This is a genomic window from Halomonas sp. 5021, assembly GCF_036663435.1.
Lineage (GTDB): Bacteria > Pseudomonadota > Gammaproteobacteria > Pseudomonadales > Halomonadaceae > Vreelandella > Vreelandella janggokensis.
In genome coordinates this window covers 256,342-279,735 of the sequence record NZ_JAXOVU010000004.1, presented here as the reverse complement: position 1 = coordinate 279,735, position 23,394 = coordinate 256,342, and the positions used below count along the sequence as shown (strand labels likewise).

Sequence of the window (23,394 nt, the reverse complement as noted above, 5' to 3'; positions counted from 1 at the left end):
CCAATGTTTGTCAACGGCTGTTTGGCAGAAGCGAAGGAAATGTTTAACTCAACTTTCCTTCCTGCTATTTGCCTAACCTACTGACAAACCGAGGTTTTTACACCTCATTCACCGCTGGCAACGCTGGGCGTCCCCGGCAGCGGATGCGTACTTTACGGCTTTGCTGACGAGGACGCAAGGGGTGTGCGGAAAAAATTAACGCAGTGTCACACGGGCGTAACGTTTCTTGCCTGCCTGGATAACGTAAGCCTTGCCGGTGGACAGCATGGCGTCTTGCGCCACAACCTCGCCATCTACTTTGACGCTGCCATTTTTCAGCATGTCTTTGGCCTGGGCACTGTTCTTGGTTAACTCCGAACGGTTTAGCACAGCGGCAATCGGCGCATCGTCACTGCCTTCAAAATCAACCTCAACCTCGGGAAGATCTTCGGGCAACTCACCATCCGCCAACTGGTTGCCGGCAGATTTATGTGCATTGGCCGCGGCTTCATCTCCGTGGTAGCGCGCTATCAGCTCACGCGCCAACGCCATTTTGACATCGCGTGGGTTGGCACCCTGCTCAACGCTTTGCTTAAGCGCTTCGATTTCTTCGTTGGACTTCAGCGACAGTAAATCAAAATAGCGCCAGATCAAGGTATCCGGCATGGAAACCAGCTTATTGAACATGGAGCCGGGTGTTTCATCGACGCCAACATAATTACCCAGCGACTTGGACATCTTCTGCACACCGTCCAAACCTTCAAGTAGCGGCATGGTGATCACCACCTGCGGCTCCTGACCGAAATGCTTTTGGATCTCTCGCCCCATCAGCAGGTTGAACTTCTGGTCAGTACCGCCTAATTCGACATCCGCGTCTAACGCGACCGAGTCATAGCCCTGTACCAGCGGGTAGAGAAATTCGTGGATGGCGATCGACTGGTTGGCTTTGTAGCGTTTTTCAAAGTCATCGCGCTCGAGCATACGCGCAACAGTACTTTGCGCTGCCAGCTCGATCATCTTGGCGGCGGTTAGATCGCCAAACCATTCAGCGTTGAAGCGTACCTCGGTTTTATCGGGATCAAGGATTTTAAATACCTGTTCCCTGTAGGTATCGGCATTGGCTCTAACGTCAGCTTCGGTCAGCGGTTTGCGAGTCACGTTTTTACCGGTGGGATCACCAATACGACCGGTGAAATCCCCGATGAGGAAGATAACGGTGTGCCCCAGATCCTGGAACTGGCGCATCTTGGTCAGCAGGACGCTGTGCCCTAGGTGTAGATCGGGGGCTGTAGGATCGAAACCTGCCTTGATACGCAGTGTACGGCCAGAGGCCAGCTTTTCGCGCAGCTCCTCCTCCAGCAGGATTTCGTGCGTCCCCCGCGACAGCAACGCTAGCGCCTGATCCACCTCACTCATTGCTTTATCTCCACGTAAGCATCGCCTTGTTGGCGTTCGAATAATAAATAGTGGGCGATGTTATCATGCTCACGGATATTGGTTGAGCCTTAACGCGCTTTGTATGGGTCGTCTTATGAAATCTGCACCACATTATTATATTGGCCTGATGTCGGGCACTAGCCTTGACGGCATCGATGCCGCTCTGGTGGCGATTGGCCGCGATACACCGCCACAACTGCTGGGCACCCTGGCTGCCGAAATGCCTGACACGCTGCATGAACAGCTGCTGCATCTTTGTCATGCACAAGAAGTGAGCTTTGCCGAGCTGGCCGCCGCGGAGGACGCCTTTTGCCGACTGCAAGCCGAGGCGGTGAAAGCCCTGCTAACCGCACAGCAACTTTCGCCTGAACAGATCCAGGCGGTAGGCAGCCATGGGCAGACCGTTGAGCACGCTCCAGACGGCCATAATGGAGGCCCGGCTTACACACTGCAATTGGATAACCCTAGCCTGCTGGCTGAGTTGACCGGCTGCACCGTTGTGGCTGATTTTCGACGACGCGATCTGGCAGCAGGCGGGCAGGCGGCACCGCTGGCACCAGCCTTTCATCAGGCGCTGTTTGGGCGCCAGGAAGGCGAACAGCTCATCTTGAATCTGGGCGGTTTTGCCAACCTGACGTGGCTGCCCAGCAACTCGAAAACGCCTGTGACCGGTTTCGATACGGGGCCTGCGAATGTGTTGCTGGATGCCTGGTTCTCAAAACACCAGGGCGGCCGTTTTGATCAGAATGGGGCCTGGGCTGCCAGCGGCAAGGTGGACCCTGAGTTACTGGAACGGCTACTGGATGCCCCCTTTTTTCAACAGCCGCCACCGCGTAGCACGGGTCGAGAGCTATTTCATCTGCCATGGCTGGAACGTCATCTGGCCGGTCACGAAACGCCTGATGATGTCCAGGCCACACTTGCCGAACTCACTGCGGTCAGTGTTGCACAAGGCATCCAGCAGTTGCCTTTCTCTCACCAGCAGTTGCCTTTCTCTCATCAGGGCGTCACGTTGATTACTTGCGGGGGCGGTGCGCATAACGCTGATCTCATGGCCAGGCTGGCCGCTCACTTGCCGTTTGCCACCTTTGCGTCACCGTCAAGCTACGGATGGCCTGAAGACTGGATCGAGGCAGGCGCCTTTGCCTGGCTGGCCCACCAGCGCCTGCACCAGCTACCCGGCAATCTGCCCTCGGTGACCGGTGCCAGAGGGCCGCGCGTCCTTGGCGGCGTCTACGCGCCCTAGGACATCAGCGTCACCATGCATCGTCGCGGTCGCGCAGGTCCCAATGACTTGGAGCACGCTCATCCAGCGAACGCGACGTCGCCTCCCCCTGCAGCTTCAGCATGAGTCGCAAGTCATTGGCGGAGTCCGCGTGGGCAAGCGCTACCTCATGACTGATCTGTGATGCCTGGCAAAGATCGAAGAGTGCTTGATCAAACGTCTGCATGCCGTCATCACGCGACGCCGCCATGGCGGCTTTAATCTCGGCGACCCTGCCTTTACGAATCAGGTCGGCAATCCGTGACGACGGCAGCATGACTTCAACCGCCGCACAACGACCACCGTTCAGCCTGGGCAACAGCCGTTGAGCCACCACCGCGCGGAGATTGAGGGAGAGGTCCATCCATATCTGCTCATGACGCTCATGAGGAAAGAAGTGAATGATACGCTCCAACGCCTGATTGGCGTTGTTGGCGTGCAAGGTGGCCAGACAGAGATGCCCTGTTTCAGCGAACGTCAACGCATGTTCCATGGTTTCACGGCTGCGTATCTCACCGATCAAGATCACATCAGGGGCTTGGCGCAGGGTGTTCTTGAGCGCTACTTCAAATGACTCGGTATCAATCCCCACTTCACGCTGGTTAACGATGGCGCGCTTGTGCGGGTGCAGGTACTCGATCGGATCTTCAATGCTGATGATGTGCCCACCGATCGTTTCATTGCGCTCCTGCACCATCGACGCCAGGGTGGTGGATTTCCCGGTCCCCGTGCCCCCTACCACCAATACCAGCCCCCGTTTGGCATGGGCGAGCGAGGCAAGCACCGTGGGCACACCCAGGGTTTCCAGAGTGGGAATGTGCTGCTCAATACGGCGAATCACCATGGCGGGCTGATTTCGCTGCTGGAAGGCGCTAACGCGAAAGCGCCCTTTGTCTTCAAAACCCAGCGCAAAATTCGCCTCGCGCTGTTGGCTAAAACGCTCGCGCAGCCCTTCAGGCACGGTGTGCGTTACCAGCTCACTTACCTGATGTTCACTCAAGGGCCGTTGGCCAAGAGGAACCAGCCCGCTGGGCATCTTGAGGCTGGGTGGTGCCCCCGTTGAAATGAGTAGGTCTGAGGCTTGCTGCGTCACCATGATGTCCAACAGCTGATGCAACCACTGGCCAGGCGTCAGCGTTGAGGCGTCGTTGTTCGTCATCGATTACGCCTCCCGCGAAGAGAGGGTGCCCTTGGCCAGCGCCTGGGCATCTTCCATGCCGACATGACCGTCGTTGACCAGTTGCATCAGTGCGGCGTCCAACGTTTGCATACCCAGATTGCCGCCGGTTTGAATCGCCGAGAATATCTGCGCCACTTTGTCTTCACGAATCAGATTGCGCACCGCCGAGGTCGCGATCAGAATTTCATGGGCCGCCACACGGCCGCCCCCCTGGCGTTTCAACAGCGCCTGGGATACCACGGCCTGTAGCGACTCCGACAGCATCGAACGCACCATGGCCTTCTCTTCGCCGGGGAAGACATCAATAATCCGGTCAATGGTCTTGGCCGCTGAGGTGGTATGCAGCGTCCCGAGCACCAGGTGTCCGGTCTCTGCCGCTGTTAACGCCAGGCGGATGGTTTCCTGATCGCGCAGCTCTCCCACCAGAATCACATCCGGGTCTTCGCGCAGCGCACTGCGCAATGCCTCCGCAAAGCCATGCGTGTCACGATGGACTTCCCGCTGATTAATCAGGCAACGCTTGCTGGCATGCACAAACTCAACCGGGTCTTCGATGGTTAAAATGTGCTCAAAGCGATGATCGTTGATGTAATCGATCATGGCCGCGAGTGTGGTACTTTTTCCCGAACCGGTTGGCCCGGTCACCAACACCAGACCGCGCGGCAGCATTGAAAGGCGCTCGAACACTTCCCCCAGCCCCAGGGTCTTCATCGATAGCACCTGGTTGGGAATGGTGCGAAATACCGCTCCCGCACCGCGTGCCTGATTAAAGGCATTGACCCGAAAACGCGCCACGCCCGGCACTTCGAAAGAAAAGTCGACTTCAAGGTGTTCTTCGTAGTCGCGACGCTGGCGATCGTTCATGATGTCGTGAATCAACCGACGGACCTCACTGTTATCCATGGCGGGCACATTCAGCCGACGGATATCGCCATCAACCCGTATCATGGGCGGCAAGCCCGCGGATAAGTGGAGGTCTGAAGCATTCTGCTTTGCCGAGAATGCCAGCAGTTCGGTAATATCCATCTTTCTTCCCCAGCTGCGGTAAGGTGCTTGAGTATGACAGATAACGCGCTTCCAGCGTCACTAGCCCGCGCGCGTGAGCGACTAGAACGCGCGCTCATTGACGCTGACCGCCCCCTTGATGATGCCTCGCTGCTGGCCGTAAGCAAAACCAAACCGGCCTCGATGATTCGCCAGGCAAGCGCGCTGGGTCAGCGCGAGTTTGGTGAAAACTATCTGCAGGAGGCGTTGGACAAACAGGAAGAACTGGCCGACCTGGACGACCTTGTGTGGCATTTTATTGGCCCTCTGCAATCGAATAAAACACGCGCTGTTGCGGAAAATTTCGCCTGGCTGCACACCATTGACCGCCTGAAAATTGCCAAGCGGCTTAGCGAACAACGACCCACCCACCTAGCCCCACTCAACGTTTGCTTACAGGTCAACATCAGCCGCGAGCCCTCAAAATCAGGCGTCATGCCAGAGGACGTGGAAGCCCTTGCCAAAGAGGTCGCAGCACTACCTGGCCTCAAGCTGCGAGGCCTGATGGCAATCCCTGCTCCGGCAGAAAGCCTGTCGGCCCAGCGTCAGCCTCTGAGCGAGATGCGCGAGCTTTTGTCGGCGTTGCAGAAGGCTCTGCCCGATGCGCCTCTCGATACGCTTTCCATGGGCATGAGCGACGATCTGGAAGCGGCTGTGCTGGAAGGTGCCACACTGGTACGTTTAGGGACGGCGATCTTTGGCGCGCGGGATACGACCTGAGAACCAACGAACTAAGCGGGAATGCCTTACCTCGACGAGTGACATAACACGGCTCAACGCCGCCTTTTTCAACAGAGGATACCCCCATGACGAACAAGATCACCTTCATTGGCGCAGGCAACATGGCAAGCGCCATCATTGGCGGCCTGATCGACAGCGGTGTCACGCCTGCCGACATCACTGCCACCGCGCCACGGGAAAGCGAACTGGACACGATTCGCACACGCCTCAATATTCAGACGCAAACCGATAACAACGCCGCCGCGAGTCAGGCCGACGTTCTGGTGCTGGCCGTTAAACCACAGATCATGCGCGACGTATGCGAAGCGCTTAGCGACACGGTTAAACAACGCAACCCTCTGGTCATTTCCATCGCCGCCGGCCTTGACGCGGCCACCATTGACCAATGGTTGGGCGGGGATAACGCTGTGGTTCGCTGCATGCCGAATACACCGTCTTTGGTAGGACGCGGTGCCAGTGGCCTGTATGCTAATGCGCGGGTCAGCGATGCCCAGCGCGATGTCGCGACTCACCTAATGGAAGCGGTGGGTATCGTCGAATGGGTCGAGGAAGAAGCCTTGCTGGACGCGGTGACAGCGGTCTCCGGTAGCGCGCCGGCGTATTTTTTCCTGATGCTGGAAGCCATGGAAGACGCCGCCGTCAAGCTCGGCCTTCCCGCTGATACAGCGCGCCGCCTGGCGATTCAAACCGCGCTGGGTGCCGCCACCATGGCACAACAAAGCGATAAAGACCCGGCAACACTTAAACAGAATGTCATGTCGCCCGGTGGAACGACCGAACAAGCGATTCAACACATGGAAGATGCCCAGCTAAGGACGACAATCGCTGATGCGATGCAGGCCTGCGCCAAGCGCGCCCAAGCCATGTCCAAGGAACTGAGCGGCCACTAAACCAAGCGGATTTTATAGGAGAAACAGCCATGGGCAACGAATTGGGCAGCGCCGGGTTAATGCTGGTTAACTCGCTGATCAACATTTATCTGTTTTTACTCATGCTGCGATTTTTATTGCAGGCATCAAGGGCCGACTATTACAACCCCATGAGCCAGACAGTGGTCAAGATTACCCAGCCGGTCGTGGGCCTGTTCCAGGGCTTTCTAGGGCCGGTCGCCGGTCGCTTTGATCTTGCGACACTGGCGGCAGGGTTTGTCCTCAAGGTCCTCAGCATTATCGCCATTTTCATGGTCATCGGCGTTGGCATGCCGCCTGTTACAGGGCTGTTGATCGCTGGCATCGCCGCGCTGGCCAACGCCATCCTGAAGATTTACTTCTTCGCCTTGATCGTGATGATCATCCTAAGTTGGGTCGCCCCCAACGCTAGCCACCCAGGCGCGCTCTTGGTCATGCAGCTGGTGGAGCCCATCATGGCGCCGGTACGCAAAGTCATCCCGCCGCTAGGCATGATTGATTTATCTCCCATTGTGGTATTTATCGCCATTAATCTGGTGGATGGGCTACTGGTTGGCTCACTGATTCGCGCGGCCGGCATTTCCGGCGCCCTGGTCGGCCTGTAATCACTCGCAATGGCTTATTTACGACGACTGACTCAGCAGGACTAACGCTTTCGATGCCCGATTCAGACACGCTTGCTTTTGAAGACCGGCCGACGAATTCCGTCGGGCTGGTCACTCCGAATGTCGCCAAGTTCGACACACCGCTTTCGCTCGCCTGCGGCAAGGTACTGCCCGAGTATGAGTTGATTTACGAGACATACGGCACCCTTAACGCCGAACGAAGCAACGCGGTACTGATCTGTCATGCCCTGTCCGGCCACCATCATGCGGCGGGTTATCACAGTCAGGAAGACCGCAAACCCGGCTGGTGGGATGCCCACATCGGCCCCGGCAAACCTATCGACACCAACCGCTTTTTCGTCGTGTCCCTGAACAACCTGGGCGGCTGCCATGGCAGCACCGGTCCGGTGAGCCACAATCCCGACACCGGACGCCAGTGGGGACCCGACTTCCCCATGGTCACGGTGAGTGACTGGGTGGCCAGCCAGGCTCGCCTGGCCGATCAGTTGGGGATCGAGCGCTGGGCGGCAGCTGTGGGTGGCAGCCTGGGGGGTATGCAGGTGCTGGAATGGACAATGACCTACCCTGACCGGGTTGCCAATGCGGTGGTCATCGCCGCGACGCCACGCCTGTCAGCGCAGAACATCGCCTTCAATGAAGTCGCGCGACAGGCGATTCGCTCCGACCCGGATTTTTTTGACGGCTGGTACGCCGAACATAATACCGTGCCCAAGCGTGGGCTGAAGCTGGCTCGTATGGTGGGCCATATCACCTATCTTTCCGAAGACGCCATGGGCAGCAAGTTCGGCCGTGACCTGCGCAGCAACGACTTGAACTTCGGCTTCGGCGTCGAATTCCAGGTGGAGTCCTACCTGCGCTACCAGGGTGATACGTTTTCCACCGCTTTTGACGCCAATACCTACCTGCTGATGACCAAGGCACTGGATTACTTCGACCCGGCGGCCACGCAGGGCGGAGACCTCGCCAACGCCCTCTCCCCGGCTCAGTGTCCGTTCCTGATTGTCAGCTTCACGACTGACTGGCGCTTTCCGCCGCCACGCTCTCGGGAGTTGGTCGACGCCCTCACTCGTGCGGGCAAACCGGTGAGCTACGCCAATATCGACTCGCCCCATGGCCACGACGCTTTCTTGTTACCCGAGCCACGCTACGAAGCAGTATTCGGCGCCTTCATGAACCGCGCGGCCCGCGAGCTTAACCTCGCTCATCCGGATGCAGAGGAGACACCATGATGCGCGCTGATCTGGAACTGATTTATGACTGGGTCCCCGAAGGCGCGCACGTGCTGGACCTGGCCTGCGGTGATGGCGTACTGCTCGAAGCGCTGGCCCAGCACAAAGGCGTGACCGGCTATGGGCTCGAAATCGATCACGACGGCATTACCGGCTGCGTAGCCCGCGGCGTCAACGTCATCGAGCATAACCTTGACGATGGCCTGGGTAGCTTCTGCGACAACAGCTACGATCAGGTGATCATGACCCAGGCCCTGCAGGCCTTGCGTCGCCCCGATAAAATGCTCGATGAAATGCTGCGCGTTGCCGAAGAGGGCATCATCACGTTTCCCAACTTTGCCTATTGGCGTCACCGCATTCATCTGGGCCTGCGGGGCTACATGCCGGTCTCGAAGTCGCTGCCTCACGCCTGGTACGACACCCCCAATATTCATCTCTCCACCTTCAACGACTTTGAGCACCTGTGCCGTGAAAAAGGTATGGTGATTGTGGATCGCGCCGTGGGCGTGGGTGACCACCGTGGGCATTGGACTTCCCGGCTATGGCCCAACCTGTTCGGTGAAATCGCCATTTTCCGCGTTCGCCGTCGCTAGCGAATCTGGCCAGCGTATCGGCAAGGGCCGCGATAAACGCACGAACGTGGGGCTTGCCGCAGCCCGCTGCACCTCAATCCCGTACGCCAACACCTCGACCCCTGCTTGCGCCGCCTCACCCAGCGCCGCGGCATAAGCAGGGTCGATATGCGCCGCGGGCGCCACGTCACAGATGCCTTCATGGGCGACACAAAACAGCAGCACCGCCCGCTCGCCCTGCTCGGCCAGCGCCTGTAGCGCACGCAGATGCCGGGTGCCTCGTACGCTGACCGAGTCGGGGAAATAGCCATGGCCATCAGACTCTCTCAGCGTCACCTGCTTTACTTCGATGTAAGCATTACCAAGCTTAGGGTCATCCAGGCGAAAGTCGAGCCGTGCATCGGTTATTTTCACCTCGCGCTTGAGGGTTTGATAGCCAGCCAGCGGCGCGATATCGCCCGCCTCGATGGCCGCCTCCACAATGCGGTTGGCACGCCCGGTATGCACCGAAGCCAGTGCCACCGTGCCATCCGGCTGCGGCAGCTCGATCCACTCCCAGGTCCAGGCCAGCTTGCGTTTCGGGTTATCGCTTGGCGACAGCCATACGCGGCAACCGGGCACATTGACCGCCTTCATCGAGCCTGTGTTGGGACAATGGGCGACGACGTCCCGGCCATCATCCAGGCGCACATCGGCCAGAAAGCGCTTGTAGCGCCGCAGCAAGGTACCGGGCACCAAGCCCTGGCAGGCAAGGCTCATAGACGGCTCACAAAGCGGGTGATGCGCTCCACGGCGTCTTCCAGCCGCTCGACGTCGTTGGTAAAGGCAATACGCACATGATGCTCGCCGCCCTGAACGGCAAAGTCGATACCCGGGGTGATCGCCACGTTCTCCTCACGCAGAAGCCGTTCGCAAAAATCCTGGCTGTCACGACTATAGCGGGAGATGTCCAGCCACAGATAAAACGCCCCCTGGGGCGGCAAATCCGGCGCCAGCCCTAATTGCGCCAGGCCCTCAAGCAATACCTGACGGCGCTGCTTGAGCGTCGTCCGCCGAGTCTCGAGAATATCGCGGCACTCGGGGGTAAAGGCAGCCAATGCCGCGTGCTGGGAAAGCGTGGGAGCGGCAAGAAACACGTTCTGGGCAAGCCTGGTGAGCGGCTCGATCGCGTGTTCAGGGGCCACCAGCCAGCCCAGGCGCCAGCCTGTCATGCCGAAGTATTTGGAAAAGCTGTTGACCACAAAGGCGTCGCTAGACAACGACGTTGCCGAAAGAGGCGCATCGTCGTAATTCAGCCCCTGATAGATCTCGTCGACCAGCACCTCGCCGCCACGCTCGGACACCGCCTTGAATACCGATTGCAAGGCATCGGCACTCAACGTATGACCGGTCGGATTGGAGGGGGATGCCAACATCGCCAGCCGCGTATTGGTTTGCCAGTGCCGCTTGACCAGCGCAGCGTCCAACTGCCAGCCGCTTTCACGACCAACGGGGATAGCATCGACGTCGGCACCGGCCAGGGCCATGAAATGACGATTACACGGATAGTTGGGATCGGCCATCATTACCCGGTCGCCTGTCTCGACCAATAGTTGACTGGCCAACAACAATGCCCCCGATGCGCCAGGGGTGACCAGAATCCGCGCGGGGTCCACCGAGGCATTGAAGTGCTCCGCGTAATGGCCGGCAATGGCCTCGCGCAATGCGGGCAGGCCAGCGGCAGGCGTGTAGCGGGTTTTGCCAGTCGCCAATGCTTGCTGGCCCGCGGCCACCACCGGCGCAGGGGTAGCGAAATCCGGCTCCCCTACTTCAAGGTGAATCACATCATGGCCCGCTGCCTCACGCGCCTGAGCCATTTCCAGTAGATGCATCACACGAAAAGGTGCGACATGATTCACGCGTGAATTCCAGGCCATAGTGGCTCCTTACCTAGCGGTAGTAAAAACATGAGCTTGGTCGCACTGAAGGCAAGTTCATGATAGAAAGCACCCTATTATGCTTGCAACGCAGCCAATTTTCAGCTAAACAAGCATCCCTTTGGCGTGAGATCGTGACACACGCTCATGGTCGATCAGTAGTCACATACGTAGGGGGCACTCCCATGCCAGTAGCGGAAAAAAAACCGGAAGCGTCCAAGCCCTTCACACCGTATGAGCCGGCAACGGGTGAAGAATATATGAATGACCAACAGCTGGCGCACTTCCGCCAGCTGCTGTTGGATTGGAAACAGGACCTCATGGAAGAGGTGGACCGTACCGTACGCCACCTGCAGGAAGATGCTAACAACTACGCCGATCCGGCTGATCGGGCGACCCAGGAAGAAGGCTTCAGCCTTGAGCTGCGCACTCGGGATCGCGAACGTAAGCTGCTCAAGAAAATTAACGAAACCATCGAAAAGATCGACGAAGACGATTACGGCTTCTGCGAAGCCTGCGGCGTCGAGATTGGTATTCGCCGTCTTGAAGCGCGCCCGACCGCCACGCTATGCGTCGACTGCAAGACCCTGGCCGAGCTCAAGGAGAAGCAACTCGGCGGTTAAGCCAGGAACAATCGACCTGTATGCTATTGTGGAATGCGGGCACCCTGTGGTGCCCGTTTTGGTTTCTGGAAGACGTTGATGACGCAACCACTTCGCTACCGAGGACGTTTTGCCCCCACGCCGTCAGGGCCGCTACACTTCGGCTCGCTGGTGGCGGCCCTGGGCAGTTACCTGGACGCCCGCGCGGCGGGCGGCGATTGGCTGGTACGCATTGAAGATATCGACCCACCCCGCTGCCCACCAGGCACTGACAGCACCATTCTGCACCAGTTGGAAACGTTTGGTCTTCATTGGGACGAGACCGTTCGCTGGCAGCATGACCGCCACGCTGCCTATCAGCAGGCGCTCGATACGCTGGCCGATCAGGGGCTGGCCTACCCTTGCAGCTGTTCGCGCAAACAATGGCAGGCATATCCAGTATACCCCGGCTGGTGTCGCACAGGGCTGAGTGACCCCGCCCAGCCGGTCGCCTGGCGGCTGCGCAGCGATCTGGGCAAGCGCCCGATCCAATGGCACGACCGCCTGTTTGGCTGGCAGCAATTAGACCCTGAAACCCTGGGGGACGTCATCCTCAAGCGCAAAGATGCTCTCTGGGCATATCAACTGGCGGTGGTGGTCGACGACGCCGAGCAGGGCATAACGGACGTTGTCAGAGGCTTTGACCTGCTCGACAACACGCCCTGGCAGCGCCAGCTGCAAGTGGCACTGGCATTTCCCGAGCCACGTTACCTGCATTTGCCGTTGGTGGTGACATCGCAGGGCCAGAAGCTTTCCAAGCAGAACCTTGCACCTGCGCTGGCCGACGAGCCGCACGCCGTACGCCAGCAGCTGTTTCGGGCGCTGCAGGCACTTGACCAGGCGCCGCCCGATGACCTTTCCCAAGCACCGGTGACAACGCAGTTAGACTGGGCGGTGACGCATTGGTCGGTCGAACAACTGTCACCGTCAGCGCAGCGCGAACTGCCACAGGAGCCCTGACATGTACGTTTACCGCATCATGCTGTTTCTGGTGTTTGGCGGCTATCTGCTCTCCCCCTTGCTGATGGATGGCTGGAGCGACCCGAGCGTGGCCTGGTATCGGCCCTTTGTTATCTGGGGTGGGCTGATCGCCCTGACGCTGTGGCTCGATCAGAAGAGGAAACTGGATGAGCGTTGAGGTTTTTGGCGCGCTGTTTCTCGGCCTGGGCTATCTCGCCCTTCTGCTGGGCTGTGCCCTGGCGGTGGAACGGGGCTGGATACCGTTGCGCATCAGCCGTCACCCTGCCGTCTACACCCTGGCACTGGGCGTTTATGCCAGCGCCTGGGCAATTTATGGCAGCGTCGAACTAGCGGCTAATGTCGGCTTTGGCTATCTCGCCTACTACCTGGGGGCCGCCGGTGCCTTTCTGCTTGCCCCGGTGTTGTTGGTCCCCATTCAGCGGATCACTCGCACCTACCAACTCGCCTCCCTGGCGGACCTGTTCGCCTTTCGTTTTCGCTCCCGCTGGGCGGGCACCCTGGTAACCTTGGTCAGCCTGCTCGCGGTATTGCCCTTACTGGGCATTCAGGTCAAAACCATGAGCGAGGCGGTCAATCTTTTCACCCAGAGCCAGGCTGGTCCTGTCGTGGCACTGGCATTTTGCACGGCCATCGCCGCTTTAGCGGTGATGCTAGGGGCGCGACATAGTCATGTGCATAGCCGTCACAACAGCCTGTTGAGCACCATTGCGATCGAGTCGGTCGTCAAACTGCTGGCCATGCTGGGGCTGGGTGCCGTGGCATTGTGGCTGGTGTTCAGCGGCCCTGGCGACTTGCAGGCATGGCTCGAAGGCCCCGGCTACCTTGCCCAGGCACACACAGCGCGTTTTGATCCCGCCCAATGGCGCACCCTGCTGCTGTTGTTTTTTGCCGCCGCCTTCATGATGCCGCACTTGTTTCATATCACCTTTGCGGAAAGCCTGTCACCGCAAACCCTGCTGCAGGCAAGCTGGACCTTGCCGTTATTTTTACTGCTGATGGCGTTGCCTGTCCCCCTTATCTGGTGGGCTGCGCAGTCGGTCAACGAGACACTCCCCATCACCGCCTACGCCGCCTATGCATTGAGCGAGCACTGGTGGGTCGGTGCGCTGGCGTTTATCGGCGGCTTGGCTGCCGCCAGCGGCACCATGATGCTGATCGCGCTGGCACTCTCGGGCATGGTGCTTAACCACATCGTATTGGTGGCAAGGCCCCCCGAAGCACGTAGCGACTTGTATGGCTGGCTGCTATGGCTGCGCCGGGGGCTGGTGATCGGGGTTATTTTAAGCGGTTGGCTGTTTTATCAGTGGATTGGCCGTCATCACCCGCTGACCAGCCTGGGGCTCGCCGCCTTCATCGGCATGGCCCAGTGTTTGCCAGGCATGCTGGCACTGCTCTACTGGCCGGGTGCCAACCGCAAGGGCATGGTGGCTGGCCTGATCGGTGGCGTTGGCGTTTGGCTCTGGGGGCTATGGCTGCCCCTGGTGGCGGGCTATACCCCACCCACCCTGCCATTGACACCGCTGACACCCACGGATGCACCCATCTGGTATAGCGTCACCTTGTTGTCTCAATCGCTCAACATCCTGCTGCTGATTGTCGTTTCGCTGTTCACTCGCACCTCGGAAGGTGAAAAATCGGCGGCCGAAGCCTGCTCGGTGGATGCGGTCATTCGCTCGAAACGCCTGCCGCTGGAAGCCGCCACAGCGAGTGACTTCTCCGCCCACCTGGCCCAGGCACTGGGCGATGACGCCGCCCACCGTGAAGTCGACCGCGCGCTCAAGGCACTCAACCTGACTCACCAGGAACGCCGCCCCTACGCACTGCGCCGCTTGCGCGACCGTATCCAGGCAAACCTTTCCGGCTTGATGGGTCCTTCAGTGGCGCGCGACATCGTCGACCGTTACCTGCCCTACCGGCACGACGATGCGCCGATTACCGATGACATCCATTTCGTGGAAAGCCGCCTGGAAGCCTATCGCTCGCGGCTCACGGGGCTGGCCCGGGAACTCGACGGCCTGCGCCGCCACCATCGTCAAACGCTGGCTTACCTGCCCGTCGGGCTTTGCGTCCTCGGCGACGACGAAGAGCTGGTCATGTGGAATCAAGCGCTTTCCCAGCTGTCCGGCATCAGCGGTGAAAGCGTGATCGGCTCGCGCCGGGACAGCTTGCCCGCCCCCTGGCCATGGCTGCTGGGTAGCGTGCTCAACGAGGGGCCGTCACCGTTGTATAAACAAGCGGTAAGGCTCCATGATAAAGACTACTTCCTGACCCTGCATAAAGCCGACCTGAGCGGTAATGACAGCCGTGGTGGCAGCGTCATCCTGGTGGAAGATCACACCGAGATGAAGTGGCTGGAGGATGAACTGGTTCACGCCGCCCGCCTCGCCTCCATCGGCCAATTGGCAGCGGGTGTTGCCCATGAGATAGGCAACCCGATCACCGGCATCTCGTCGTTGGCGCAAAACCTGCGTTATGACACTCAGGATCCCGCCTTGCTGGAAACCGCCGACCATATTCAGCAGTTGACCGAACGGGTGACCAAGATCGTCAATTCGCTGGTCGGCTTTGCCCATGCCGGGCGCGACTCGCCCGGCATGCCGCGCTCGCCTGTCGTGCTTAGAACGATCACCGACGATGCCTTGCACTTGATCCACCTGGCCCGCTCGGGCGAGGATGTCATCTTTACCAATGCGTGTGCGGAAGAGCTGGTGGTGCAAGGTGATGCCCAGCGCTTGACCCAGGTGATGGTGAATCTAATGGGCAACGCACGGGATGCCTGCAGCCCCGAGGGCAGCGTGCACATTACGGCCGACAGGCAGGATGATCAGGCATGGTGGTGTATTACCGACGATGGTCTGGGTATTGACCCCAAGGTACGTGACCACCTGTTCGAGCCCTTTACTACCACCAAAGCGGCCGGTGAAGGCACCGGTCTTGGGTTATCACTGGCCTACCAAATTATCAATGAGCATCACGGCAGAATAGAGGTGGCGTCGCCACCGCCCGGAACATCTCGCGGCACGGCCATTACCTTGTGGCTACCGCTTTTCCAACAGGATGATCAGCTGCCCCATGTCTAGGATTCTGATTGTTGAAGATGAAGCCATTATCCGCAGTGCGCTCAGGCGTCTGCTCGAGCGTCACGACTACGAGGTCAGCGAAGCGGGCAGTGCTGAAGAGGCCGAGACGTTTGAGCTGGTCGGCTTTGATCTGATTATCAGCGACCTGCGCCTGCCCGGTGAGCCGGGCACCCGCCTGATCCAGGCCGCCGCCCCGGCGCCGGTTCTGATCATGACCAGCTATGCCAGCATGCGCTCAGCGGTCGACTCCCTCAAACAGGGCGCTGTGGATTACGTTGCTAAACCGTTTGACCACGCAGAGCTTTTGGAAACCGTTGCACGGATTCTGCACCAGCAGTCAATGCAACACAGCCCGCCCCCCGCCATCACCGATGACGGAGGTGGCCGCCAAACCATGATCGGCAACTGCGTGGCCATGCAGCAGGTCTATACCCGCATTCGCAAAACCGCCCCCGCCGATGTCACGGTGCTCATTCTGGGGGAGTCCGGCACCGGCAAGGAACTCGTCGCCCGGGCCCTGCACCAACAAAGCAAACGGGCCAAGGCCCCACTGATATGCGTCAACTGCGCGGCTATCCCGGAGACGCTGATCGAGTCAGAACTGTTTGGTCATGAGAAAGGGGCCTTTACCGGCGCCAGCGCCGCGCGTACCGGGCTGGTCGAAGCCGCCGACGGCGGCACGTTATTTCTGGACGAAATTGGCGAGCTCCCCCTCGACGCTCAAGCACGGCTGCTGCGCGTACTCCAGGAAGGCGAAATTCGCAAAATCGGATCGGTGGAAACCCGCCATGTCGATGTCCGCCTGATCGCCGCGACCCATCGCGACCTTCGTGCGCTCTCCAAGAGTGGCGAATTTCGCCTGGACCTGTATTACCGACTGAACGTCATGCAGATAGAGCTGCCGCCGTTGCGTGAGCGTGAGGACGATGTGCTGGAAATCGCCGACATCCTGCTCGACAAGGCCTGCAAGCGCCACGAACGCCAAGGGCTGCGCTTATCCCGGGCGGCGCGCCATGAGCTGCGTGACTACCCCTGGCCCGGCAACGTGCGTGAGCTGGAAAATGCCCTGGAACGCGGCGTCATTCTGGCCGAAGGCCATTTGATCCACCCCGATGACCTGGGACTGGCCCCCGTTTCGCATCGCCCGACACCAGCGGCTAGCCCCCCTCCGTCAGCCGCCAGCGCCGACACGATTCAATCCGGCACCGAAGAAGATGACCTGTCATTGGAAGACTATTTCCAACACTTTGTACTTGAGCATCAGGACCAGATGAGCGAGACCGAGCTGGCACAGAAGTTGGGGATCAGCCGCAAAAACCTATGGGAGCGACGCCAGCGGCTGGGCATACCGCGCAAGAAGACGGCACGCCGCCCTACCTGAACAGCTCAATCGCACCTACAACTAACGTCTAATACACTGATTTACCAAAGAAATATCCACGAAATTCGTTACCCGCATACTGTTACCTTCCCACACGAAAGACCGCTCAAAGCGGGTAACACTTATTTCCCACGATCGTTCCCTGGCATAGCGGAAAATTTCAACCTACTGAATTTTCTGAATTATTCTACGAGTGGCACGGCGAGTGCAATATAACTGGGTAAGAAAAACAAACTGGGCAACGCGGTAAGTCGTCAACAAAAACAACATGACACCGCCCAGACCTGAGCCAAAACAAAAACAACACGGCCAGGCAGAGATAACGGTACTAACAAAAACAACAGGCTTGTATCTCGTTACTTGCTTGCGCTAAGAAAAATAAGCGCTATACACAACAACAACATACGGCAAGTGCCCAAAAATGGACGCGACGTACACCTGAAAGACTGCGCCCTAACAAGAACAACAGTAGTCAGTGTGTACACCCCGGACCCAACAACAACTCGCCGGGGGATGAAAAGTTCGCGGTTGGATTATTGTTTTGAATACGAGGCGGTCGGAATCCACGTGATTGCCACGCCTACCGACTGCGGTGCGTATTCAGGGCGATGTGCCATCATGAAGAAAAACAGCAGCAACGGACGCTGATTGTCGCTTTTACAGGGGAGGCCTTATTAGCCTCCCCTTTCTGCGTTTAGCGGTCTGCGTTTAGCGGTTTTGCTCATGCCACAACCCTGCCAAGGCTTTGCAAGCCTCTAGCGGTCGGCTACACTCAGCGACTCGTCGCTTACATTAGGGCCATTTTTTCGATATCCTGCGAGTCGATTCCGCCGCATGCTTAAAGGATTTACCCGTTTATTACTCAGTCCGGGAGAGCAATTGAAATCTCTGCTCGAACCCCAACAGGGCGCGTCAGGCGCGCTTAGCCCACGCATTATACCTCGCTCCGAGCACCCCGTTTCTCGTCAGCAGATCAGTGATGCTGCCCTGAAGGTGCTTTACCGCCTCAATGGCGCCGGTTTTGAGGCCTATCTGGTGGGCGGCTGCATTCGCGACGCCCTGCTTGGCAAGATGCCCAAGGATTTCGACGTTGCTACCAATGCAACACCCGAGCAGGTGCGCGATCTTTTTCGCAATTCGCGCCTGATCGGGCGACGTTTTCGTATTGTGCACGTGCGCTTTGGTCGAGAAGTTATCGAGGTCACGACCTTCCGCGGCAAACCCCAGGACGAGCACGGCGACCATATCGCCCAGCAATCTGACGACGGCCTTCTGCTGCGTGACAATGTATGGGGCAATATCGAAGAAGATGCCCTGCGGCGCGATTTCACCGTGAATGCGCTGTATTACAACATCGCCGACTTCACCATCCATGACTTTGCCAACGGGGCCAAGGATATTGAGGCGCGGACGCTTCGCTTGATTGGAGACCCCGCCACGCGCTACCGCGAGGATCCTGTTCGCATGCTGCGGGCAGTGCGGTTTGCCGCCAAGCTCGGCTTTACGATTGATGCCGACACCGAAACGCCCATGTACGATCTGGCGCCGCTGCTGTTGAGCATTCCCCCGGCACGGCTGTTCGATGAAGCGCTCAAGCTCTTCATGTCGGGTCACGGACTAGTGACCTTCAGGATGCTAAGCCATTATGGGTTGTTTGGCATGCTGTTCCCCGAGGCCGAAGAAGCCATGGCGGATGCGGCATGGGCAGAAGATTTGATTGAAAAGGCGCTTGCCAACACCGACAAGCGTATTGCCGAAGACCGCCCCGTTACACCCGCTTTCTTGCTGGCGGCGTTCTTATGGGCCCCGGTTGCCCACCGCCAGGCAGAGCTTGAAAGTGAAGGCATGCCGTCCATTCCCGCGCTACAAGCGGCCGCTCAGCAGGTCGTGACTCGACAGCTACAGCACATCTCCATCCCCAAACGTTTTGGCATGCCGATGCGCGATATCTGGGAGCTTCAGGGGCGCTTACCCCTGCGCCGGGGTAAAAAAGCGTTCCAGACCCGCGAACACCCCCGCTTCCGTGCCGCTTATGACCTGCTGCTGCTGCGCGAACAGGCAGGGGAAATCCCGAGTGGGCTGGGCGAATGGTGGAACGCCTTCCAGACTGGCGACGAGCACGATCAACGCCGACTATTGCAGAAGGTGGGCGGCGATCCTGCCAGCCAGGGCGACCGCCGCCGCAAACGGCGACGCAAACCGCGTAAAAGCGAAGAGTAACACACATGTCGTTTGCCTATATCGGCCTGGGAAGCAATCTGGATAACCCCACCGACCGGGTTCGCCAGGCGCTTGGCGAGCTTGCCCGTCTACCGCTAAGCGACATGGTCGGTGCCTCTTCGCTGTATGCCACTCCCCCTCTGGGCCCCCAGGATCAACCCGATTTTATTAACGCCGTCGCCGCGCTTCAAACATCACTGTCGCCACTTGCGCTCCTTGATCAACTGCAGGCACTGGAACAGCATCATCGCCGCCAGAGGCGTCGTCACTGGGGGCCTCGTACCCTCGATCTAGACCTGCTGCTTTATGACCAGTTAGCACTCGACACCCCCCGCCTCAAGCTGCCCCACTTGCATATGCACGTACGCGCCTTTGTCCTTGTACCGCTCTACGAGCTAGCCCCCGGGTTAAGTCTTCATCAGCGTCCACTTGGCGACTGGCTTGCCAAGCTCGATAGCGCACCGATACGCCGACTCGTGGATACCGATGTCACCCCGACTGCTACCATCTGACACAAATCTCGACACCAAGGCCGCATTCAGGTAACAATTGCCGGTTACGCCACTCAGCGTCCGCCGTCAGGCGGCGTTAACACTGGCCGAACGCCAATGTCGCGTCGGCCTCACGTAGAAACATGAGAGCACGCCATGAAAACCGTCACCCTGAGCACGCTACAGGCGCACAAGCGCGCCGGTGAGACGTTCAGTTGCCTGACCGCTTATGATGCCTCCTTTGCCCACGCCGCCAGCCACGCAGGTATTGACGTGTTATTGGTGGGCGATTCGCTGGGCATGGTCCTGCAGGGCCATAACAGCACCCTGCCGGTGACCATTGACGACATCTGTTATCACACCCGCTGCACGGCCCGTGGCAAAGGCCATAGCCTGCTGATGGTCGACCTGCCCTTCATGAGCAATGCCACCACCGAGCGCTTGCTGGAAGACGCCGCCGCCTTGATGCGCGCCGGTGCCGAGCTCGTCAAGGTAGAGGGCGAAGCCTGGATGGCCGACGGCATACGCGAGCTGACTCGCCGCGGTGTCCCTGTCTGCGCGCATCTGGGGCTGACACCGCAGACGGTCTATCAACTTGGCGGCTATAAGGTACAAGGCCGCGAAGCCGCCCAGGCAGAACAGATCATTAATGATGCCAAAATCCTCGTTGAGGCGGGCGCATCGATCATTTTACTGGAGTGCGTGCCCGCGAGTCTGGGCAAGGCGGTGACGGAAGCGCTGGATGTGCCGGTGATCGGTATTGGCGCTGGTCCGGATACCGACGGCCAGATCCTGGTGATGCACGACGTTCTCGGCGTTACCCATGGCCGCACGCCACGCTTCGTGAAAAATTTCATGACCGACGCTGACAGCATTCAGTCGGCGTTTCAGCACTACCACGAGGCGGTCAAAACCCGGACGTTCCCCGCGCCGGAACACTGCTTCTAAACGATGTTCCAATGGGAACGTATTAGCACAATGCCCGTGAACGACGACAAGACTGCTATGCATACTTTGCGAGACATCTCCGAGCTACGCCATACGCTGCGTGAGCACCGATTACGCGGCCAACGGATTGCCCTGGTACCCACCATGGGCAACCTGCATGCCGGGCACCTGGCCCTGGTGGCCCGCGCCCGAGCGAACGCCGACGTGGTGGTCGCCAGTCTGTTCGTCAACCCGATGCAGTTTGGCCCCGGCGAAGACCTGGACGCCTACCCCCGTACCTTCGAGGCGGACCAGGCACAGCTGACCGAGGCAGGCTGCGATGTGCTGTTCAGCCCGACCATCAGCGCGCTGTACCCTAATGGTTTAACCGCCCAGACCCGTGTGCATGTGCCCGAGATGGGAGAAGGCCTGTGTGGCAGCTCCCGGCCTGGGCACTTTGACGGCGTTTCGACCGTGGTCAGCATGCTGTTTAACCTGGTGCAGCCCGATGTAGCCTTTTTTGGCCAAAAGGACTACCAGCAGCTTGCGGTGATTCGTAAGCTGGCCAGCGACCTGCACATGCCCATCGAGATTATCGGCGTGCCCATTGTGCGCGCTGAGGATGGACTTGCGTTGTCCTCTCGTAACGGTTATTTGAGCCAGGAGGAGCGGGCGATTGCCCCCGCGCTCTACCAAACCCTCTGCAAGTTGCGCGATGCATTAGAGGGCGGCGAATCTGTCGAACGAGTACTACACGGAGGTCACACGGCCCTGTATGATGCGGGTTTTACGCCGGACTACCTGGAGCTGCGTGACACCATGCTTGGCCCAGTAACCCCCTCGACACGCCACGCCGTTCTGCTAGCCGCCGCCCATCTCGGCCCGGCTCGGCTTATCGACAACCTCAGCGTCCAATTGCCGGCTGCAACTGACGCTGGCCGCTAGCTTTGTTATCTAGGAGTTTCCATGCACACGATTATGCTCAAAGCCAAATTGCATATGGCCCGCGTGACCCACGCGGTACTCAACTACGAAGGCTCCTGTGCCATCGACGGCGATCTGCTGGACATGGCGGGCATCCGCGAGAACGAACAGATCCAGATCTATAACGTGGAAAATGGCGAACGCTTCACCACTTACGCCATCCGCGGTGAAGAGGGCTCCCGATTGATCTCGATCAACGGCGCCGCCGCCCATCTTGCCGCTCCGGGGCATCGCATCATCATCTGCAGCTATGCGCATTACTCGGAAGCCGAGCTGGATAACCATCAGCCCGCGCTGGTGTATCTTCAGGAAGGCAACCACGTCAGCCACACCAGCAATGCGATTCCCGTCCAGCTTGCCTAGCAGAAACGATGATTGACGGGCCACAAGTTGGCCCGTTTTCATTTGGATCAAAAAGCGTATTGCCGCCAGCCACATCCTTCCCCTATGCTGAGACAAGACCTTCGCTGAGACGATAACGGTTACAACAACGCTCAATACAAACGCTGGCGTTTTTTCAACGGCGTTACTTAGACCAGGAGTCTGTTATGCAAGAAGTAGTCATTGTGGCGGCACGCCGCACCGCTGTAGGCGCTTTTGGAGGGTCTCTCGCCGGTATCCCCGCGAGTGACCTGGGCGCACTCGTCATCAAAGACATTCTTTCATCAACGGGCGTTGCCGCCGACCAGGTCGATGAAGTCCTGCTCGGTCAAGTGCTAACCGCCGGTGTGGGCCAAAACCCTGCCCGTCAGGCGTCGATCAAGGCCGGTCTTCCCGAGGCTGTACCGGCCATGACCATCAACAAGGTCTGCGGTTCGGGCCTTAAAGCCCTGCACCTCGCCACTCAGGCCATTCGCTGCGGTGATGCCGAGCTGATTCTGGCCGGTGGGCAGGAGAACATGTCGGCGTCTCCCCACGTGCTGCCCAACTCGCGCAACGGACAGCGCATGGGTGACTGGAAAGCGATTGACTCCATGGTGCATGACGGCCTGTGGGATGCCTTCAACAACTACCATATGGGCATCACCGCCGAAAACCTGGCCGAGAAGTACGGCATTACCCGTGAAGCCATGGATGAATTCGCCGCCGCGTCGCAGCAGAAAGCCGCGGCCGCCATTAAAGAGGGCAGGTTCAAAAGCCAGATCGTGCCGGTGGAAGTTCCCCAGCGCAAAGGCGACCCGATGGTGTTTGATACCGACGAAAACCCACGCGAAGTCACCGCCGAGAAACTGGGCGGCATGCGCCCCGCGTTCAAGAAAGACGGCACCGTGACAGCAGGCAACGCCTCGGCACTCAACGACGGCGCAGCGGTGGTGATGATCTGCTCGGCGGAAAAAGCCAAGCAGCTCGGCCTGGAGCCGCTCGCCCGGATCGCCGGTTACGCCAATGCCGGTGTCGACCCGGCAATCATGGGTATCGGCCCGGCACCGGCCACCCGCCGCTGTCTGGAGAAAGCCGGTTGGAGCCTCGACGACCTGGATCTGGTGGAAGCCAACGAAGCCTTTGCTGCCCAGGCACTTTCGGTCAACAAGGAACTCGGTTGGGACACCAACAAGGTCAACGTCAATGGCGGTGCAATTGCCCTGGGCCACCCCATCGGCGCCTCCGGCTGCCGCGTTTTCGTGACGCTGCTCCACGAGATGATCGCCCGCGACTCGAAAAAAGGCTTGGCGACGCTGTGTATCGGCGGCGGTCAGGGGGTTGCGCTGGCAATTGAGCGAAGCTAGCTAGCGAGAATTGCCGAAGCGAAGACGTATCGCCTCTCATGCCCCCGCATCAGCGGGGGCATTTTT

The 23,394-nt window shown here is 59.1% G+C and carries 22 protein-coding genes; 17 read left to right on the top strand and 5 right to left on the bottom strand.

All coding sequences use genetic code 11. From position 1 onward, the window contains the following. Positions 1 to 195: 195 nt before the first annotated feature. Positions 196 to 1,395, bottom strand: coding sequence for a tyrosine--tRNA ligase (tyrS, locus tag R3F64_RS09910; protein ID WP_264825370.1), 1,200 nt, complete (start codon positions 1,393 to 1,395; stop codon positions 196 to 198). A gap of 115 nt (positions 1,396 to 1,510) precedes the next feature. Between tyrS and R3F64_RS09905 the strand changes: the two genes are divergently transcribed. After that, positions 1,511 to 2,662, top strand: a complete 1,152-nt coding sequence (locus tag R3F64_RS09905) for an anhydro-N-acetylmuramic acid kinase (protein WP_332611179.1) — start codon at positions 1,511 to 1,513, stop codon at positions 2,660 to 2,662. Between the two features lie 10 nt (positions 2,663 to 2,672). On the opposite strand, the gene R3F64_RS09900 is transcribed toward R3F64_RS09905, so the two are convergent. Then, complete coding sequence (locus tag R3F64_RS09900) at positions 2,673 to 3,839, bottom strand: PilT/PilU family type 4a pilus ATPase (RefSeq protein WP_332611177.1); 1,167 nt, start codon at positions 3,837 to 3,839, stop codon at positions 2,673 to 2,675. A 3-nt stretch (positions 3,840 to 3,842) separates the two neighbouring features. After that, positions 3,843 to 4,886: a type IV pilus twitching motility protein PilT gene (locus R3F64_RS09895; RefSeq protein ID WP_085920178.1), complete on the bottom strand. Its 1,044-nt coding sequence runs from the start codon at positions 4,884 to 4,886 to the stop codon at positions 3,843 to 3,845. A 33-nt stretch (positions 4,887 to 4,919) separates the two neighbouring features. Between R3F64_RS09895 and R3F64_RS09890 the strand changes: the two genes are divergently transcribed. The 5 genes from R3F64_RS09890 to metW all read left to right on the top strand — a co-directional run bounded on the left by R3F64_RS09890 (position 4,920) and on the right by metW (position 9,001). Beyond that, positions 4,920 to 5,624, top strand: coding sequence for a YggS family pyridoxal phosphate-dependent enzyme (locus R3F64_RS09890; protein ID WP_199284520.1), 705 nt, complete (start codon positions 4,920 to 4,922; stop codon positions 5,622 to 5,624). A gap of 86 nt (positions 5,625 to 5,710) precedes the next feature. Continuing rightward, positions 5,711 to 6,535: a pyrroline-5-carboxylate reductase gene (gene proC / locus R3F64_RS09885; RefSeq protein ID WP_264825367.1), complete on the top strand. Its 825-nt coding sequence runs from the start codon at positions 5,711 to 5,713 to the stop codon at positions 6,533 to 6,535. Positions 6,536 to 6,564: 29 nt separating this feature from the next. Next, positions 6,565 to 7,158: a YggT family protein gene (locus R3F64_RS09880; protein ID WP_085920175.1), complete on the top strand. Its 594-nt coding sequence runs from the start codon at positions 6,565 to 6,567 to the stop codon at positions 7,156 to 7,158. Positions 7,159 to 7,211: 53 nt separating this feature from the next. Further along, on the top strand, positions 7,212 to 8,408 hold the full coding sequence (metX, locus tag R3F64_RS09875) for a homoserine O-succinyltransferase MetX (protein ID WP_085920174.1): 1,197 nt from the start codon (positions 7,212 to 7,214) through the stop codon (positions 8,406 to 8,408). Then, complete coding sequence (metW, locus tag R3F64_RS09870; protein ID WP_066316286.1) at positions 8,408 to 9,001, top strand: methionine biosynthesis protein MetW; 594 nt, start codon at positions 8,408 to 8,410, stop codon at positions 8,999 to 9,001. Before metX ends, metW begins: the two co-directional genes overlap by 1 nt. On the opposite strand, the gene sfsA is transcribed toward metW, so the two are convergent. Further along, positions 8,948 to 9,739 (bottom strand): DNA/RNA nuclease SfsA, encoded by a 792-nt coding sequence (gene sfsA / locus R3F64_RS09865; RefSeq protein WP_085920173.1) that lies wholly within the window; start codon positions 9,737 to 9,739, stop codon positions 8,948 to 8,950. The genes metW and sfsA overlap by 54 nt on opposite strands. After that, on the bottom strand, positions 9,736 to 10,896 hold the full coding sequence (locus tag R3F64_RS09860; RefSeq protein ID WP_199284517.1) for an aminotransferase class I/II-fold pyridoxal phosphate-dependent enzyme: 1,161 nt from the start codon (positions 10,894 to 10,896) through the stop codon (positions 9,736 to 9,738). Before R3F64_RS09860 ends, sfsA begins: the two co-directional genes overlap by 4 nt. Positions 10,897 to 11,081: 185 nt before the next feature. On the opposite strand from R3F64_RS09860, the gene dksA reads away from it, so the two are divergent. The 11 genes from dksA to R3F64_RS09805 all read left to right on the top strand — a co-directional run bounded on the left by dksA (position 11,082) and on the right by R3F64_RS09805 (position 23,328). Continuing rightward, on the top strand, positions 11,082 to 11,519 hold the full coding sequence (gene dksA / locus R3F64_RS09855; RefSeq protein WP_066316091.1) for an RNA polymerase-binding protein DksA: 438 nt from the start codon (positions 11,082 to 11,084) through the stop codon (positions 11,517 to 11,519). A gap of 78 nt (positions 11,520 to 11,597) precedes the next feature. After that, positions 11,598 to 12,497: a tRNA glutamyl-Q(34) synthetase GluQRS gene (gluQRS, locus tag R3F64_RS09850; protein WP_085920171.1), complete on the top strand. Its 900-nt coding sequence runs from the start codon at positions 11,598 to 11,600 to the stop codon at positions 12,495 to 12,497. Position 12,498: 1 nt separating this feature from the next. Further along, a complete protein-coding gene (locus R3F64_RS09845) occupies positions 12,499 to 12,675 on the top strand; it encodes a hypothetical protein (RefSeq protein ID WP_176243723.1) in 177 nt (58 codons plus the stop codon). After that, complete coding sequence (locus R3F64_RS09840; protein WP_268902128.1) at positions 12,665 to 15,598, top strand: ATP-binding protein; 2,934 nt, start codon at positions 12,665 to 12,667, stop codon at positions 15,596 to 15,598. The genes R3F64_RS09845 and R3F64_RS09840 overlap by 11 nt, the downstream gene beginning before the upstream one ends. Next, positions 15,591 to 16,979 carry a sigma-54-dependent transcriptional regulator gene (locus R3F64_RS09835; RefSeq protein ID WP_199284514.1) on the top strand — a complete coding sequence of 463 codons (1,389 nt, stop codon included), beginning with the start codon at positions 15,591 to 15,593 and terminating at the stop codon, positions 16,977 to 16,979. The genes R3F64_RS09840 and R3F64_RS09835 overlap by 8 nt, the downstream gene beginning before the upstream one ends. Positions 16,980 to 17,813: 834 nt before the next feature. After that, positions 17,814 to 19,199, top strand: coding sequence for a polynucleotide adenylyltransferase PcnB (gene pcnB, locus R3F64_RS09830; RefSeq protein ID WP_199284513.1), 1,386 nt, complete (start codon positions 17,814 to 17,816; stop codon positions 19,197 to 19,199). 5 nt (positions 19,200 to 19,204) lie between these two features. Continuing rightward, the gene (gene folK / locus R3F64_RS09825) at positions 19,205 to 19,711 is read left to right on the top strand and encodes a 2-amino-4-hydroxy-6-hydroxymethyldihydropteridine diphosphokinase (RefSeq protein WP_332611169.1); all 507 of its coding nucleotides are present in this window, start codon (positions 19,205 to 19,207) and stop codon (positions 19,709 to 19,711) included. A 135-nt stretch (positions 19,712 to 19,846) separates the two neighbouring features. Then, positions 19,847 to 20,638, top strand: coding sequence for a 3-methyl-2-oxobutanoate hydroxymethyltransferase (panB, locus tag R3F64_RS09820; protein ID WP_085920166.1), 792 nt, complete (start codon positions 19,847 to 19,849; stop codon positions 20,636 to 20,638). A 57-nt stretch (positions 20,639 to 20,695) separates the two neighbouring features. Next, positions 20,696 to 21,562, top strand: a complete 867-nt coding sequence (panC, locus tag R3F64_RS09815) for a pantoate--beta-alanine ligase (protein WP_085920183.1) — start codon at positions 20,696 to 20,698, stop codon at positions 21,560 to 21,562. A 21-nt stretch (positions 21,563 to 21,583) separates the two neighbouring features. Continuing rightward, a complete protein-coding gene (gene panD, locus R3F64_RS09810; RefSeq protein WP_027337660.1) occupies positions 21,584 to 21,964 on the top strand; it encodes an aspartate 1-decarboxylase in 381 nt (126 codons plus the stop codon). Positions 21,965 to 22,149: 185 nt separating this feature from the next. Beyond that, positions 22,150 to 23,328: an acetyl-CoA C-acetyltransferase gene (locus R3F64_RS09805; RefSeq protein WP_085920165.1), complete on the top strand. Its 1,179-nt coding sequence runs from the start codon at positions 22,150 to 22,152 to the stop codon at positions 23,326 to 23,328. The last annotated feature ends 66 nt before the right edge of the window (positions 23,329 to 23,394 follow it).

Coding starts and splice junctions, on each gene's coding strand:
- tyrS (WP_264825370.1), bottom strand. CDS start 1,395: ATGAGTGAGGTGGATCAGGCGCTAGCGTTGCTGTCGCGGGGGACGCAC.
- R3F64_RS09905 (WP_332611179.1), top strand. CDS start 1,511: ATGAAATCTGCACCACATTATTATATTGGCCTGATGTCGGGCACTAGC.
- R3F64_RS09900 (WP_332611177.1), bottom strand. CDS start 3,839: ATGACGAACAACGACGCCTCAACGCTGACGCCTGGCCAGTGGTTGCAT.
- R3F64_RS09895 (WP_085920178.1), bottom strand. CDS start 4,886: ATGGATATTACCGAACTGCTGGCATTCTCGGCAAAGCAGAATGCTTCA.
- R3F64_RS09890 (WP_199284520.1), top strand. CDS start 4,920: ATGACAGATAACGCGCTTCCAGCGTCACTAGCCCGCGCGCGTGAGCGA.
- proC (WP_264825367.1), top strand. CDS start 5,711: ATGACGAACAAGATCACCTTCATTGGCGCAGGCAACATGGCAAGCGCC.
- R3F64_RS09880 (WP_085920175.1), top strand. CDS start 6,565: ATGGGCAACGAATTGGGCAGCGCCGGGTTAATGCTGGTTAACTCGCTG.
- metX (WP_085920174.1), top strand. CDS start 7,212: ATGCCCGATTCAGACACGCTTGCTTTTGAAGACCGGCCGACGAATTCC.
- metW (WP_066316286.1), top strand. CDS start 8,408: ATGCGCGCTGATCTGGAACTGATTTATGACTGGGTCCCCGAAGGCGCG.
- sfsA (WP_085920173.1), bottom strand. CDS start 9,739: ATGAGCCTTGCCTGCCAGGGCTTGGTGCCCGGTACCTTGCTGCGGCGC.
- R3F64_RS09860 (WP_199284517.1), bottom strand. CDS start 10,896: ATGGCCTGGAATTCACGCGTGAATCATGTCGCACCTTTTCGTGTGATG.
- dksA (WP_066316091.1), top strand. CDS start 11,082: ATGCCAGTAGCGGAAAAAAAACCGGAAGCGTCCAAGCCCTTCACACCG.
- gluQRS (WP_085920171.1), top strand. CDS start 11,598: ATGACGCAACCACTTCGCTACCGAGGACGTTTTGCCCCCACGCCGTCA.
- R3F64_RS09845 (WP_176243723.1), top strand. CDS start 12,499: ATGTACGTTTACCGCATCATGCTGTTTCTGGTGTTTGGCGGCTATCTG.
- R3F64_RS09840 (WP_268902128.1), top strand. CDS start 12,665: ATGAGCGTTGAGGTTTTTGGCGCGCTGTTTCTCGGCCTGGGCTATCTC.
- R3F64_RS09835 (WP_199284514.1), top strand. CDS start 15,591: ATGTCTAGGATTCTGATTGTTGAAGATGAAGCCATTATCCGCAGTGCG.
- pcnB (WP_199284513.1), top strand. CDS start 17,814: ATGCTTAAAGGATTTACCCGTTTATTACTCAGTCCGGGAGAGCAATTG.
- folK (WP_332611169.1), top strand. CDS start 19,205: ATGTCGTTTGCCTATATCGGCCTGGGAAGCAATCTGGATAACCCCACC.
- panB (WP_085920166.1), top strand. CDS start 19,847: ATGAAAACCGTCACCCTGAGCACGCTACAGGCGCACAAGCGCGCCGGT.
- panC (WP_085920183.1), top strand. CDS start 20,696: ATGCATACTTTGCGAGACATCTCCGAGCTACGCCATACGCTGCGTGAG.
- panD (WP_027337660.1), top strand. CDS start 21,584: ATGCACACGATTATGCTCAAAGCCAAATTGCATATGGCCCGCGTGACC.
- R3F64_RS09805 (WP_085920165.1), top strand. CDS start 22,150: ATGCAAGAAGTAGTCATTGTGGCGGCACGCCGCACCGCTGTAGGCGCT.